The sequence below is a fragment of the Arthrobacter sp. FW306-07-I genome, from assembly GCF_021800405.1.
Taxonomy (GTDB): domain Bacteria; phylum Actinomycetota; class Actinomycetes; order Actinomycetales; family Micrococcaceae; genus Arthrobacter.
The window spans coordinates 2,906,435-2,920,802 of sequence record NZ_CP084550.1; the positions used below are offsets into that span (position 1 = coordinate 2,906,435).

General features: G+C 65.2%; 9 protein-coding genes and 2 tRNA genes. 3 read left to right on the forward strand and 8 right to left on the reverse strand.

Annotated elements, in window-relative coordinates; translation table 11 throughout:
- Positions 1-2: 2 nt before the first annotated feature.
- The 3 genes from LFT46_RS13415 to LFT46_RS13425 all read right to left on the reverse strand — a co-directional run bounded on the left by LFT46_RS13415 (position 3) and on the right by LFT46_RS13425 (position 3,661).
- Positions 3-950 (reverse strand): electron transfer flavoprotein subunit alpha/FixB family protein, encoded by a 948-nt coding sequence (locus tag LFT46_RS13415; RefSeq protein ID WP_236798938.1) that lies wholly within the window; start codon positions 948-950, stop codon positions 3-5.
- Positions 951-963: 13 nt separating this feature from the next.
- Entirely contained in the window at positions 964-1,755 is a 792-nt protein-coding gene (locus tag LFT46_RS13420) for an electron transfer flavoprotein subunit beta/FixA family protein (RefSeq protein ID WP_236802898.1), read from the reverse strand.
- A 238-nt stretch (positions 1,756-1,993) separates the two neighbouring features.
- Positions 1,994-3,661 carry a S1C family serine protease gene (locus tag LFT46_RS13425; RefSeq protein ID WP_236798939.1) on the reverse strand — a complete coding sequence of 556 codons (1,668 nt, stop codon included), beginning with the start codon at positions 3,659-3,661 and terminating at the stop codon, positions 1,994-1,996.
- 280 nt (positions 3,662-3,941) lie between these two features.
- Between LFT46_RS13425 and LFT46_RS13430 the strand changes: the two genes are divergently transcribed.
- From LFT46_RS13430 to LFT46_RS13440, 3 genes are all read left to right on the forward strand, one after another.
- The gene (locus tag LFT46_RS13430; RefSeq protein WP_236798940.1) at positions 3,942-6,002 is read left to right on the forward strand and encodes a TPM domain-containing protein; all 2,061 of its coding nucleotides are present in this window, start codon (positions 3,942-3,944) and stop codon (positions 6,000-6,002) included.
- Between the two features lie 108 nt (positions 6,003-6,110).
- On the forward strand, positions 6,111-6,902 hold the full coding sequence (locus LFT46_RS13435; RefSeq protein ID WP_236820118.1) for a PspA/IM30 family protein: 792 nt from the start codon (positions 6,111-6,113) through the stop codon (positions 6,900-6,902).
- Between the two features lie 88 nt (positions 6,903-6,990).
- Complete coding sequence (locus LFT46_RS13440) at positions 6,991-8,418, forward strand: cryptochrome/photolyase family protein (protein ID WP_236798942.1); 1,428 nt, start codon at positions 6,991-6,993, stop codon at positions 8,416-8,418.
- Positions 8,419-8,439: 21 nt separating this feature from the next.
- On the opposite strand, the gene LFT46_RS13445 is transcribed toward LFT46_RS13440, so the two are convergent.
- The 5 genes from LFT46_RS13445 to LFT46_RS13465 form a co-directional block, all read right to left on the reverse strand.
- Positions 8,440-9,372 (reverse strand): cytochrome b/b6 domain-containing protein, encoded by a 933-nt coding sequence (locus LFT46_RS13445; protein WP_236798943.1) that lies wholly within the window; start codon positions 9,370-9,372, stop codon positions 8,440-8,442.
- Between the two features lie 138 nt (positions 9,373-9,510).
- Positions 9,511-9,584: transfer RNA gene (locus LFT46_RS13450), tRNA-Met, on the reverse strand.
- Between the two features lie 191 nt (positions 9,585-9,775).
- Positions 9,776-9,849 (reverse strand) — tRNA-Met (locus tag LFT46_RS13455).
- Positions 9,850-9,967: 118 nt separating this feature from the next.
- Positions 9,968-12,952, reverse strand: a complete 2,985-nt coding sequence (locus LFT46_RS13460) for a UPF0182 family membrane protein (protein ID WP_236798944.1) — start codon at positions 12,950-12,952, stop codon at positions 9,968-9,970.
- 179 nt (positions 12,953-13,131) lie between these two features.
- Positions 13,132-14,343, reverse strand: coding sequence for a YlbL family protein (locus LFT46_RS13465; protein ID WP_442863648.1), 1,212 nt, complete (start codon positions 14,341-14,343; stop codon positions 13,132-13,134).
- Positions 14,344-14,368 lie beyond the last annotated feature (25 nt).

A 14,368-nucleotide genomic window follows, 5' to 3' on the forward strand; every position in this document is an offset into this window, starting at 1 on the left:
ATTCAGCCCTTGCGCTTCTTGATCTCGGCGGCCGCCTGCGGCAGGACATCGAAGACGTCGCCGATGATGCCGAAGTCCGCAATTTCGAAGACCGGGGATTCGGCATCCTTGTTCACCGCGACAATGACCTTGGACGTCTGCATGCCGGCCTTCTGCTGGATGGCGCCGGAGATGCCCGCGGAAATGTACAGCTGCGGGGAAACGGTCTTGCCGGTCTGCCCCACCTGGGCGTCGTGGCTGATCCAGCCCGCGTCCGTGGCGGCCCGGGAGGCGCCGACGGCCGCGCCAAGGGCATCGGCGAGTTCTTCAACGGGACCAAAGTCGCCGTCCATGCCACGTCCGCCGGCCACCACGATGCGGGCATCGGTGAGGTCAGGCCGGCCGCTGGCAACCTTCTGCTGCCGCTCCGTGATGCGGGCCGCTGCGGCTACCGCGGGAACCTCCACCGTGGCGGTCCCGGGAGTTGTTGGGGCGGCTGCAGGCTCCGGGGTGACATTGTTGGCCTTCAGGGTCAACACCGACACCGCGGTGCTGGCCTTGCAGGCGGTGTTGTAGGAACCAGCCAGCACCGATTTGTGTGCAGTGCCGTCCGGGTCCACGGCGACGACGTCAGTGATGACGCCGGCGTTCAGGCGAATGCCCACACGTGCAGCGATTTCCTTGCCCTCGGGCGAGTTGTCCAGCAGGACGATGGCGGCACCGGCGGTTTCGGCGGCGGCGGCAACGTAGGCGGCCTTTGGTGCCACCAGGAAGTCGTCCAGGTCCTGGACGGACGGGCGCAGGATGCCGGCCACGCCGTATTCGGCGAAGGTGGCAGCGACGCCGTCGGCCAGTTCGCCGTTGAGCGCCACTGTGCTCTCGCCCAGGGAACGCGCCAGGGTCAGCAGTTCCAGGCTGCTCTTCTTGAGCGACGCGCCGGGGTTGTCGATGAATACAAGTACTTGTGCCATGTCGGTGTCCCTCTTAGAGCAGCTTCTGGGCGGCCAGGAAGTCAACCAGCTTGATGCCGGCGTCGCCCTCGTCGGTGATGATGGTGCCCGCGGTCCTGGGCGGCCGCTGCTCCGCATTGGTCACGCTGGTCCAGGAACCGGCGAAGCCCACCTGCGCGGGCTCCACGCCGATGTCGGCCAGGGACAGCGTGGTGATGCTCTTGCGCTTGGCGGCGATGATGCCCTTGAAGTTGGGGTACCGGGGTTCGTTGATTTGGTCGGTGACGGACACAACGGCGGGCAGCGGTGCCTCCACCGTTTCAGACGACGTGTCGGCATCGCGGCGGGCCGTCAAGCGGCCGCCGTCCACCTGGAGCGTGGACGCGAACGTGACCTGCGGCAGCCCAAGCCGCTCGGCCAGCTGGGCCGGAACAAGGGAGGTCTCGCCATCTGTGGAGGCCATGCCGGTGATGACCAGGTCCACGTCGCCCAGGTGCCGCACTGCTGCGGCGAGCGCAAGTGAAGTGGCCGCGGCATCGGATCCGGCCAGGGCATCGTCCGTGAGGTGCACGCCTTCAGTGGCGCCCATTTGCAGTGACTTCTTGACCGCGTTGACGGCACCGGCAGGTCCCATGCTGAGGGCGATGACCTGGTTGCCCGCTTTGCTGCCGCCACGCGCCTCCGCCAGCTGCAGCGCTGCTTCAAGGGCGTACTCGTCAAGCTCGGACAGAATGCTTTCGTCGCGGTCCACGGTGTTGCCGTCCCCGTTGAGGTGGCGGTCGAACTGGGCGTCCGGTACATGTTTGACCAGGACTACGATCTTCAATGTCTCTTCCACTGTGTTTACAGCAGCCTTCCATGCTTGTGGACAGCCAGCCGGGTGGGCATGGCCGCGGAATGCCCGGCAGGCGGGTAGCTCCTAGCTAACCATATCGGCGCGTCCCCGCGCCCTCTTCCGTTAACGCCTGTTTCAGCGCCGTTTCCCAAGCAGGGAATGACGACGGCGGCGCCCCCTTTGGTGGGGGACGCCGCCGTCGTCATGGCTTGCGTTGGTCCTGCTGTGCCTAGCTGGCTGCAGCGCCCAGCGTGACGTCGAACGTCTGCTCACTGCCGCCGCGCTGCACGGTGATCTTCACCTTGGATCCTGCCGGCTGTTCCCGGACCGCCGCGGTCAGCTGGTTCGGCTCGCCGATGGTGAGGTCGTTGAACTTAGTGATGACGTCGCCCGCCTTGATGCCCGCTTTTCCTGCTGCCGAGTTGGCCTCAACGGTGGCGACGTCAGCTCCCACCGAGAATTCGGAGGCCGCGCCCGACGTCGTCTTGGCCTTGACGCTCACGCCGAGCTGGCCGTGGGAGGCCTTGCCGCTGTCGATGATCTCCTGGGCCACACGCTTGGCGTTGTTGATCGGGATGCTGAACCCGACGCCGATATTGCCGCTCTGGGAGGTGGAGGTGCCTGAACCGGCGGACGCGATGGCCACGTTCACGCCGATGATCTCGCCCTTGCTGTTCACCAAGGCGCCGCCGGAGTTGCCGGGGTTGATGGCCGCGTCCGTCTGGATCACGTTGATGGCGATGGAACCTTCACTGGAGTTCTGCTGGCTCTGCCCGCCGCCAGGAGGGGCAAACTGGAATCCCTGGTCGCCACCCTGGCTGTTGTCGCCCCCCTTGGGCGCTGCCGATGATGCCACGCTGATGGTCCGGTTGAGGGTGGATACGATGCCGTCCGTGACGGTCCCGGTCAGGCCAAGCGGGGAACCGATGGCGATGGCAGTGTCCCCTACATTGAGCTTGGAGGAATCACCAAGGGTGGCGGGGGTGAGCCCGGAGGTGTCGTCGACCTTGATGACGGCGAGATCGGACAGGGGATCGGTTCCCACCAGCTTTGCCGGGAGGACCTTGCCGTCGCTGGTGCGGATCTCAAGGGTGGCATTGGCGGTCTGGCCGTCCAGGGTCACCACGTGGGTGTTGGTCAGGATGTGCCCCTGGTCATCGATGACAATGCCGGAACCGGTGCCGCCGGAGCTGCCGCTGGTGGCGCTGATGGTGACAACACTGGGCGAGGCCTTCACCGCAGCTGCCGTAATGGCGTTGACGTCGTCCTTGTTGTTGACGATGACCGTGCCGGGCTGGCTGTTGCTGCCGACGGTCGATGTGCTGGAGGCGTTGTGGCCGGAGAGCTCGCCCGCACCTACCGTAGCCACTCCACCGCCCACCAGGCCTGCTGCGAGGATGCTGGCCACAAGGGTGCCGATACCGAATGTCGCCTTCCGGCGCGGGGCGTCCTTGGGATTGGGGGCCAGGCCGACACTCCCATTGGGTGCGCCGTGGCCGGTGCCGTGCGTGGGCTGGCCATTCTGGTACTGCTGCTGTCCGTAGTATCCGGACTGGCCATCCTGGTGCTGCTGTCCATAATTGGCGGACTGGCCGTAGAACGGCTGCCGCTGCGGGTAGACCGGGCGTGGTGCGCCCGGAAGTTCCTGGGTGTGGTGGTCGCGTGCCTGCGGCGGGTCCAGCCGCTCGGTGTTGTTCTGTGGGCCGGCTTGGGTCTGGGGGCCCGTGTGGTCCTGGGCGCCCGTGTTGCCTTGAGGGGTGCCGGGTCCGCCCGCGTTCCCATACTGAGTTTCCGTCTGGCGGTCTCCAGGCTGTTCCGCGCCCTGCCGGTCCCACGGGTTCCGGCTTTGCGCGCGGTTGTCCTCAGGGACCGGTCCTGGGGTTTGATTCTCAGTCATGAGACTTCCTTTCATCCTCGTCTGCCATTAACTATGACCCGTTCCGCTGGAACAAGCTCGGATGTTTGCTGAGAGCTTCCTGAACGCTTCAAGCAAGGGTCTCCGGCAGCAAGGCGTTTCGCTGGAGGCATATTCGGTCGCATGGACTGCCTGTGGGGTGCACCATAGAATCAAGATGAAATGCCACAGCGACCTGCGGCTTCACACCAAGCGTGGGGGCGCTGTGGATTCGACGACTGATTCGTCCCGAATCGGTGTCAGGCATGCTGAAGGGTTGCACATGCGGTCAAAGTTCAGACGTATCCTCGCCGTGATCGGCCTTGCCGGGCTGCTGGCGGTACCCGCCGGCGCCGCTTGGGCCGAAGACCCTGTCCCCATCCCCTCCGGGACCAACATCGTTGACGACGCCAACGTGCTGGGCAGCCGGAAGGGCGAAGTCCAGGATGCGATCCAGAAGCTGCTGAAGGACCACAAGTACAACCTGTACGTGGTCACCGTGAAGACGTTCACCAACCCCACCGATCCCAAACAATGGGCTCAAGCCGTTGCGACCAAAAAGGGCATGGGCAAGTCAGACGTCATCCTGACCATGTCCGATGACGGTCACTACTACTTCGCACCCAACTCAGCCAGTTCGATCGCGTCGAAGACCAGTAGCATTTCCCAAAACGCCATTGTGCCCAACCTCGGAGCCGGCAAGCGTGACTTCGCCCAAGCTGCCATCGACACCGCCGCCGCTGTTGGCGACGCCGCCGGCGGCGGCAGCGGCAACGTCTCGTCCGGGAACGGAGCCGGCGCCGGCGTCCTGGTGGGTGCGGGCGTAGTGGTCGCAGGAGGCGGGGCGTACCTGTACTACCGGAACCGCCGGAAGAAAGCCGCCGTCCAAGCGGCCTCCAGCGGAAGCTACGGCCCGCAGGGCGCCGAGCTGGACCCGCTGGCGTCACTCAGCGTTGAGGAACTCCGACGCAAGAGTGGTTCCCTGCTGATCGAAGCCGACGACGCCATCAAATCCAGCGAGCAGGAACTCGGTTTCGCCCAGGCGCAGTACGGGGATTCCGCCGTCGGGAACTTCACCAAGGCCCTGGCGGAAGCAAAGGCCCACATGGCGGAGTCCTTCAAGCTGCAGCAGCAGCTCGATGACCACATCCCGGATACCGAGGAACAGCAGCGGACTTGGATGGGTGAGATCATCCGCCGCTCGGAGGCAGCCCTGGAATCGCTCCAAGAGCAAAAAGCGGACTTTGACTCGCTGCGTGAGCTGGAGAAGAACGCTCCGCAGGCCCTTGCGGCCGTCAACGCGGGAGCCAGCGAGGCTGACGCCAAGATCTCCAGCGCTGAACAGTCCCTGGCGGCCATGCGGTCCAAGTATGCCGACAGCGCGCTGGTGCAGGTCTCGGACAATATCGTGCAGGCCAAGGAACGCCTGGCCTTCGTGCAGAACGCATCCGAGACGGCGCGGCAGAAGCTGGGTGAGGGCGAGGGCAGCCTGGCCGCGGTAGCCGTCCGTGCGGCCGAGGAAAGCCTGCACCAGACCAACGTCCTCCTGGACGCGATCTCCAAGGTAGCCGGCAATCTCGACGAGGCCCGCAACGGTCTCGAAGCAGCGGTTGTGGACACTTCCCAGGACCTGGCCCAGGCAAAGGCCATGATCCAGTCCGGAGCACACACCGAACTGGCAGGTCCGGTGGCCGCGGTGGAAGCGGCGCTGGCCCAGGTGAAGACCGAGATCCAGGGTGGGAAGATCGATCCCATCGCCACCCTTCAGCGGGTGGAGACGGCCCACCAGTCCCTGGACCAGGCCCTGGCCGGCATCCGCGACCAGCAGGAGCAGGCGAGGCGGGCACAGGCGTCACTGCAGCAGACCATCATGTCCGCACAGGCCCAGATCAGCGCCACCTCCGACTACATCACCGCCCGGCGCGGCGGTGTGGGAACCGAGGCACGGACCCGGCTGGCAGAGTCCCAGCGGAACCTCGACTACGCGCTGTCCATCGCGAGGACCGATCCCGTCACCGCGCTTACTTACGCGCAGCAGGCGCATGCCCTCGCGGCGCAGGCGGCGCAGCTGGCCCAGGCCGACGTTGAGCACTTCGACGGCTACGCAAACTCGGGCTTTGGGCGCGGCGGCATGTTTGGCGGCGGAGGCGGCGGCGGACTGGGCGGCGCCATCCTGGGCGGGATCCTAATCAATTCCATCCTTCATGGGGGCCATGGCGGTTGGGGCGGCGGCGGTGGCTGGGGCGGCGACGGCGGAGGCGGCTTTGGCGGAGACTCGGGCGGCTTCGGCGGCGGGGACTTTGGCGGCGGCGATTTCGGCGGCGGCGACTCCGGCAGTTTCTAAAGACTTCCGCCGGACACGCTGGAAGATCCCGGCGGGGCGGAGAGACGAAGTACACCACTGTGCACCGGTTCCAGTGGTCAACAAAGAGCAGGATGAAAGGCAAACACCATGGTTAAGCAGTCCATTTTCGGCCGGATCGCGCAGCTGGCAAAGGCAAACATCAACTCTTTGCTGGACAACGCCGAGGACCCCCAGAAGATGCTGGACCAGATGGTCCGCGACTACACCAATAACATCGCCGAAGCCGAGTCCGCAGTGGCGCAGACCATCGGCAACCTCCGCATGCTGGAAGACGACTACAACGAAGACGTCAAGAATGCCCGCGATTGGGGCAGCAAGGCGTTGGCCGCCTCCCGCAAGGCTGACGAGTTCCGTGCTGCCGGCGACGTTGCCGACGCAGAGAAGTTCGACAACCTGGCAAAGGTCGCCCTGCAGCGCCAAATGGCTGCCGAGAACGAAGCCAAGGGCGCAGAGCCTGCCATCGCCTCCCAGCGGGAAGTGGTGGACAAGCTGAAGACCGGCCTGGACCAGATGAAGAACAAGCTCAACCAGCTGACCAGCAAGCGCAACGAGCTGGTGGCCAGGTCCAAGACAGCAGCCGCTCAGTCCCAGGTCCACGACGCGATCAAGAGCATCGACATCATGGACCCGACCAGCGAGGTGGGCCGCTTCGAGGAGAAGATCCGCCGCGAAGAGGCCAAGGTCCGCGGACAGCAGGAGCTCGCGGCATCCAGCTTGGACGCACAGTTCAACCAGCTGGAGGACTTGGGTGAGCAGACCGAGATCGAAGCCCGCCTGGCGGCGCTCAAGGCCGGCGGCAACTCCAAGCCTGCCCTGGGTGCGGCGAGCCCGGCTTCGTCTGAATCAACGGTCGAGGAGGCAGACTTCGACAAGCTGTAAGGCCCGCCATCACGTCGGCGGATGATACACGGCCATGGCCGGGACCGCGGTCCCGGCCATAGTTGTATCCGCTGTGTAGCGTGGGGCCATGGCTTCTTCTGAAGGAACGTCCCTGGTCTGGCTTCGCGACGATTTGCGGCTGGACGATAACCCGGCCCTGTCCGAAGCGGTGCACCGGGGCATGCCGCTCACGGTGGTGTACGTCCTGGATGAGGAGTCCCGCGGCGTCCGGCCCCTCGGCGGCGCCGCCCGCTGGTGGCTGCACCACTCCCTCGCCGCACTCTCCGCGGATCTCGAAAACCGCGGATCACGCCTGGTCCTTCGTCGAGGCCCTGCCGGAGAGGCCATCAGGACGCTGGCCTCCCAGACGAAGGCAAGCCACCTGTTCTGGAACCGCAGGTACGGGCAGCCGGAACGGAGCATCGACGCCGACCTCAAGGAGTGGGCCGGCGGCAACGGGATGCAGGCGTCCAGCTTCCAGGCGAACCTGCTCTTCGAGCCCTGGACCGTCAGGACCGGGGCGGGCGGCCCCTACAAGGTCTATTCCCCATTCTGGCGCGCCTGCCTCGCGTCACAGGACATCCGGGATCCCTTCGAGGCGCCGGAGACGCCGCCCCACCCCGCTCCTGCCGGACGCGGGCTGCCGGCCAGTGACAGCCTGGCCAGTTGGAATCTCCTGCCCTCCTCCCCCGACTGGAGCGGCGGACTGGCTGCCACGTGGCGGCCAGGCCAAATGGGCGCCCAGCAGCGCCTGGAAGACTTCCTGGATGGGCCCATCGAGGAGTACGGAACCGGCCGCAACCTGCCCGGCACCGAGGGCACCAGCCGGCTGTCGCCGCACCTCCGGTTCGGGGAGGTCAGTCCGTTCCGCGTGTGGCGCGAGATCCGGCGCCGGCATCCGGGCACGGTCCCTTCCGACGTCGGTATTTACCGGGCTGAACTGGGCTGGCGCGAATTCAACTGGCACCTGCTGTACCACAACCCGGATTTGGCCACCCGCAATTTCCGGCCGGCCTTCGACAACTTCCGCTGGGCCCCCACCAACCGTGAAGAGCTTGCCGCCTGGCAGCAGGGAAACACGGGCTACCCGCTGGTGGATGCCGGGATGCGGCAACTGTGGCAGACAGGCTGGATGCACAACCGGGTGCGGATGGCCGCTGCATCCTTCCTGGTCAAAAACCTCCTCACCGACTGGCGGATCGGGGAGGAATGGTTCTGGGACACGCTGGTGGATGCGGACGCTGCCAACAACCCGGCCAACTGGCAGTGGGTTGCAGGGTCCGGGGCGGACGCCTCGCCCTACTACCGGATCTTCAATCCCGTCACGCAGAGCAAGAAATTCGACGCCGACGGCAGCTACCTGCGGACCTTCATTCCGGAGCTCCGGGACGTCCAGGGCAAGAAGATCCACGAGCCTTGGACGGCCGACGTTGACCGCTACCCCGCACCGCTTGTGGACCTGGCAGAGTCGCGGGAACGCGCGCTTGAGGCCTACCAGCAGATCAAGAACGCCTGACCACTGCTGGCGGCGCCAGGCTTAGCGGCTGACCTTGCCCATCAGGGAAGCAATGGGCCGCAGGAAGATGGGACGGGCCAGGAACCAGGCAGCCACCATCACGGCGACGGAGGCGAGAAACACCCAGAAACCGAACCAGCCGTCGTCGTCGCGGACCCCGTACATGTGGTTCAGGTTCCGCAGGGCACCGGTGGTAAGCACCAGGAAGACGTGGACCACGATGAAGGCCACGAAGTAGATCATCACCGGGAAGTGGACGGCGCGGGCCCACTCAATCGGGAACGCCTTGTTGAGGCCGGCGGCCTTCTTGGGCCAGGCCCCGGACATCCGGAGGCCGGTGATAAACGCCAGTGGCGCGGCGATGAAGACGGTCACGAAGTATGCCAGCAGCTGCAGCGCGTTGTAGTTGATCCAGCCGTCCTCCGTGGGCCAGTCAAGCGAGGCGTACTGCAGCGCCGCCGAGAGCGCGTTCGGGAAGACGTCCCAGCTGGTGGGGACGATGCGCGTCCACTGCCCGGTGGCAAACAGCAGGACGGCGAAGATGAGCCCGTTCAGGATCCAGAGGGCATCCAGTGTCAGGTGGAACCAGAGCTCAAGGCTGATCTTGGCGGGCGCGTTCCTGGTGCGGATCAAACCCTTGTTGTTCCTGGTCCAGTGGCCGCTGGGCCGCGTGGTGGTCCGCACCTGCCAGCCGGTTCGGATGATCAGGAGCAGGAAGAAAGCGTTGAGGAAGTGCTGCCAGGCCAGCCACGCGGGAAATCCCACCGGGGCATTGGCCGGCAGCTTCGACTGGCCCGGGTAGTCGCTGACGAAGGAAGCCACGGCCGGAAGCCCCATGAGCAGCTTGGCGACCAACACCACCAGGACCACGGCCACGAGGACGGCGGGAACCATCCAGTAAAGCCGGGACCGCTTGCCCGTAGCGGTGCCGGGCTTCTTCGTGGGTGTGGCCATCGAACAACATACCTCTCAGGAATGACTGGGGCTGCCCACAGATCGCGGGGCCCTTCGAAAGAGAATACTAGGAACTGGGCCCATCCAAGGAAACGGAAAACCCCGACCGGCGTAACTGCCGGTCGGGGCCTTCATAAGTTGCGGGGACAGGATTTGAACCTGTGACCTCTGGGTTATGAGCCCAGCGAGCTACCGAACTGCTCCACCCCGCGTCGCTTGATCAACACTACCCTACTTTTGCCGGCGGACTGACCACCCAGCGCGGCCACTCGGGTTCCAACTCCTGACCGGGCACCCTGGTCCCGTCCGCCGCTATGGCAAAGTTCGACGGCGGTGCTGCCGCGGCTGCGGGGGACAGCAAAAAGGCCCGGACACTGTTTCCAATGTCCGGGCCTTTCCTCAGTTGCGGGGACAGGATTTGAACCTGTGACCTCTGGGTTATGAGCCCAGCGAGCTACCGAACTGCTCCACCCCGCGTCGCAAGAACTACTCTACCGGGAGGTGAACCGCAGGCCAAATCAGAGCGGCGTGACGTCCGTTACGCCAGCCCGGCATCTGCTCCCGTGGGCGCAGATACCGGGCTGGCGACGTCGTACTACCGACCCGCTGACGCGGACGGTGAAGGCGTGGCCGAAGGCGCGGCGGAGGCTGCGGGGGCCGGGCTGGCCTGCGGGGCAGTCGCCGGGATCTTGGCCTCCGCGTCCATGGCCTTCTTCAGCGCCGCGGCAATCTTCTTCTGCGCGTCGCCGTAGGCAGCGAAGTCGCCGGCTGCAAGCGCGCTCTGGCCGGCCTGGATGGCCGAGTTCGCCTCATCCAGCGCCGCCTTCAACTGGGCCTTGGCATCCGCCTCGGCGGGGGTGGCAGGCGCTGCCGGACCTGCCGGAGTCTGTCCGTTGTTGGCGGAGTCACCCGCTGCCGCACCCGAATCCCCACCGAAGAGCTGCTTGAGCGCAGCGTCCAGGGTAGGCGCGAAGCCCACCTTGTCGCCGAACGCCACCAGGACGCGCTGCAACGTTGGGTAGGATGTCTCACCCGTCGACTTGAGGTAAACCGGCTGGACATAGAGGATGCCGCCGCCCACGGGCAGGGTGAGCAGGTTGCCGTTCAGGACGTCCGATGCTCCCTGCCGCAGCAGGTTGAGCGCCTGCGACACGGTGGGATCGGAGTTGAACTTGTTCTGCGCCTGGCCGGGACCGGGAACCTGGGTCTCCGGCGGGATCTGCAGCAGCCGCAGCTTGCCGTAGCCGTCCGCCTTCACGCCGGCCTGGTTGCCTGCATCGGAGTCGGCGGCGAGGAAGCCGTACAGCACGTTGCGGGCATTTCCGTTGACGATCTGCGGGATGAATGAGGACGTCAGCTGGAAGGCCGGCTTCTCCTGGTCAGGCATCTGCAGCGACATGTAGAACGGCGGCTGCTTCACATCCGTACTCACGGTCGGGTCAGCCGGGGTGCTCCAGGCATCGTTGTTCTTGTAGAAGCTCGTGGGATCCGTCACGTGGTATTGCCCCAGCAGCTCACGCTGGACCTTGAACAGGTCCTCCGGGTACCGGACGTGGCTCATGAGGGCGCCGGACATCTCGGAGTACGGCTTCAGCGTCGACGGGAAGACCTTCTGCCAGGCCTTCAGGACAGGATCGGTGTCGTCCCAGGCATACAGGGTGACCGAACCGTCATAGGCATCCACCGTTGCCTTCACCGAATTGCGGATGTAGTTCACGGTGCTGTTGGGCAGGGCCACGGCGCGGCCGGAAGTAGTCTGCGAATCAGCGGTGGCATCGGACAATGACTTCTGCTGTGAATACGGGAAGTACTGGCTGGTGGTGTAGCCGTCCACGATCCACTTGACCCGGCCGTCCACGACTGCCGGATACGCACCGCCGTCAACGGTCAGGTAGGGGGCCACCTTCTGGACCCGCTCGCGCGGGTTGCGGTCGTAGAGGATCTGCGACTCCGGGTTCACGCCGTCGGACAGCAGCAGATCCGAGGACTGGAATTTGATGGCGTAGAGGATTTTGTTGAAGAACGAGCCAACGTTGGGGCCACCGTTGCCCTTGAAGGTGTACTGGGTCTCCCCCTCCCCTTCCTTGCCGGAAGGCCGGTCCTGCTCGCGGGGCGTAGCGCCGTCGGGGGCGCCCACGATTGAGTACTCAGGGGAGGACTCGCCGAAGTAGATGCGGGGTTCGTAAGTGTTGTCATTGCCCAGCACGCCTGTCGACGGGATACCGGACTGAAGGAATTCGGGTTTGCCGTCAGCCGTGAACTTGTTGCCCTTGGCAGCCACAACCCCATAGCCGTGCGTGTACACCACGTGCTGGTTCAGCCAGCCCTGCTGGTTGGTGGCCACGTTCGTGGGGTTCAGTTCACGCACCGCGATGACGGTGTCCTGGATCTTGCCGTCCACCTCGTAACGGTCCACGTTGAGGGCCTTGGGGAACTGGTAGTACGGGCGGTACTGTTCCAGCTGCGCAAAGGCGTCTGAAATGAGGTTCGGGTCCAGGAGGCGGATGTTGGCCGTGGTCTGCGCATCGGGGGCCAGGGCGCCGGTGTTGGCGGTGTTGGTGGCCTCGTACCGGGTTTCCTCGATGCCGTCCAGGCCGTAGGCCTTGCGCGTGTTCTCGATGTTGCGCTTGATGTATTCGCTTTCCAGCGTCTGCTCCGAGGGGCGGACCTGGAACTGCTGGATGACCCAGGGATAAACACCGCCGGCCAGGATGGACGTGATGATCAGCATTGCCGTGCCGATCACCGGCAGGCGCCAACGGCCGATTACGGCCGCCACGATGAACAGGATGGCCACCAGCACGGCGGCCACGGCGAGAATGGCCTTGGTGGGGATGACGGCGTTGACATCCGTGTAGAGGGCACCGGCCCAGCGGCCGCCGTTGTTCTGCACGGAAGAGTAACGGTCCAGCCAGAAGTTGACGCCCAGGAGCACCAGGAACGCGGCGCCGGTCACTGCGATGTGGATCTGCGCGGCGCGGCTGGTGAACACGCCGCGCTCCATTAGGCGGATGCTGCCGTAGAGGTAGTGGGTGAGGATGCCGGCGATGCCCGCAATCACCACCACGCTGATCAGGAATCCGGTTACAAACCCGAGGAACGGCAAGGTCATCAGGTAGAAGCTGATGTCCATGTTGAACTGCGGATCGGCCTGGCCAAAGCCCACCTGGTTGAAGAACAGCAGGACTTTCTGCCACTGGCTGGCGGCTGCGCTGCCGGCAAACAAGCCAAAGAGGACGGGCAGGCCAATCATGACAATCCTGCGGACAGGCTCCAGCTGTGCCTGGTACCGGTTGAGGTTGTCCCGGACCTCCGAGTCAGGCGCGTAGACCGGCCTGGCGTTGTAGGCAATGCGGATCGAGAAGAAGACGGCCGCGAACATGATGGCGAAGCCGGCCACGAAGGTTGCGATCTTGGCGAGGTTCTCGGTGACGAAGACCTCGACGAAGCCCAGCTGCCGGTACCAGAGGACATCGGTCCAGACGTTGGCGAAGAAAATGAAGCCCACTACCACCAGGGCGACAACGATCAACGTGGGCGTCAGGGCGCCGCGTCGTGAAGGGGGTCTGCCTGTGGACATGGTGCTGGCGGGACGGGACAAACTGGGTACCTCATAGCTGGTCGTCGAGATTCGAAGCGTGCGAGCGACGTACGGTACCGGTCAAACGGCTGGTTTCGTCCGTCATCTGTGCCACGAGTGGCGGTGGAGCTTAGTTCCTGTCGAGTCTAGTTGGGCTCAGTCTAGTGCTGGCGCAGGTGCTATTTGCCGGTGCAGGCAGGAAGTGCGGAGGTATCCTGCCCGCTTCCGGCCAGCTCCACTGCGTGCCGGGCCTCGGCCAGGTTCTGCACCCTGACTACTTGGAGTCCGTCGGGAACGTGGCCGGTAACCTCGTCACAGTTGCCGGCGGGCGCCAGGAAAAGGGTGGCACCGGCGGAGCGCGCACCCCGCATCTTCTGGCCGATGCCACCGATCGGGCCCACCGTTCCTTCCGGGGAGATGGTGCCGGTGCCGGCAATGTGCTTGCCGCCCGTGAGGTCACCGGGCGTGACCGTATCGATGATGCCCAGCGAGAACATAAGCCCTGCGCTGGGGCCGCCCACCTTGTCCAGGGAGATCTGCACCTGGAAAGGGAAAGTGAAGAGATATTTCAGCATGACACCCAGGATGAAGCGGCCCTGGCCATTGTCCTTGGGAGTGATTTGGACAGTGACCGGCTGGCCTGCACGCTCAACTGTCACCGTTGCCGGGGCCCCCTTGCCCTCGGCCAGTTCATCCTGGACAACGGAGAGCGAGGTGATGTCCTTGCCGTTGATGGCCTTGAGGATGTCCCCTTGCTGGATCTTGCCTGCCGACGCCGAATCCTTGGACAGACCCGCGGCCTGCAGCTGCTGTCCGAACGGGATCTTCAGTTCGTTCAGTGCGGAGGCCACGGCATTCTCCTGCGACGTGGCCATGGCCACCGCGCTCTGTTCCTGCGCCTCTTCCTTCGTGGTGCCGGTCGGATAGATCAGTTCCACCGGATAGACGGACTTGGAGCCGTCCAGCCAGGCGGAGAAGGCACTGAGGATGCTGACGGAGCCGGTGGGGCCGCCGTCAACGTAGACGGTGGTCAGGTCCAGGCTCCCGGCAGCGGGATACGTTTCATGGCCGCTCACATTAATCACGGGGTGGCCCTGGCTCTCCCCCAGCGTGTTGTAGGTGGGGCCGGGCGACTCGATGACGTAAGGCACCGGCAGTGTACCCACCGCAATTCCCAACCCCAGCGCAGCCAGCCCGGCGATCATCATGGTGGACAGCCGCCTGCCGGGACGTCCGCCGTCGGCCGCTTCAACCCCGCGGTCCGCCTCCACGGCGTCGCCGCTGCCGGCGCTTTCCGGCGTGCTGCCAGGGCCAAAGGGGCCGGGAGCGGAGAAGGGGGAAACGTCGGGAACGTGGTCCTCGGAGGGATGTCCGCCACGGGTTGTAGTCACCCTACCAACACTACGCGGTGACGGC

Bases quoted from the DNA above. Each gene is read 5' to 3' on its own strand.
- LFT46_RS13415 (WP_236798938.1), bottom strand. From the start codon at position 950: ATGGCACAAGTACTTGTATTCATCGACAACCCCGGCGCGTCGCTCAAG.
- LFT46_RS13425 (WP_236798939.1), bottom strand. From the start codon at position 3,661: ATGACTGAGAATCAAACCCCAGGACCGGTCCCTGAGGACAACCGCGCG.
- LFT46_RS13430 (WP_236798940.1), top strand. From the start codon at position 3,942: ATGCGGTCAAAGTTCAGACGTATCCTCGCCGTGATCGGCCTTGCCGGG.
- LFT46_RS13435 (WP_236820118.1), top strand. From the start codon at position 6,111: ATGGTTAAGCAGTCCATTTTCGGCCGGATCGCGCAGCTGGCAAAGGCA.
- LFT46_RS13440 (WP_236798942.1), top strand. From the start codon at position 6,991: ATGGCTTCTTCTGAAGGAACGTCCCTGGTCTGGCTTCGCGACGATTTG.
- LFT46_RS13445 (WP_236798943.1), bottom strand. From the start codon at position 9,372: ATGGCCACACCCACGAAGAAGCCCGGCACCGCTACGGGCAAGCGGTCC.
- LFT46_RS13460 (WP_236798944.1), bottom strand. From the start codon at position 12,952: ATGTCCACAGGCAGACCCCCTTCACGACGCGGCGCCCTGACGCCCACG.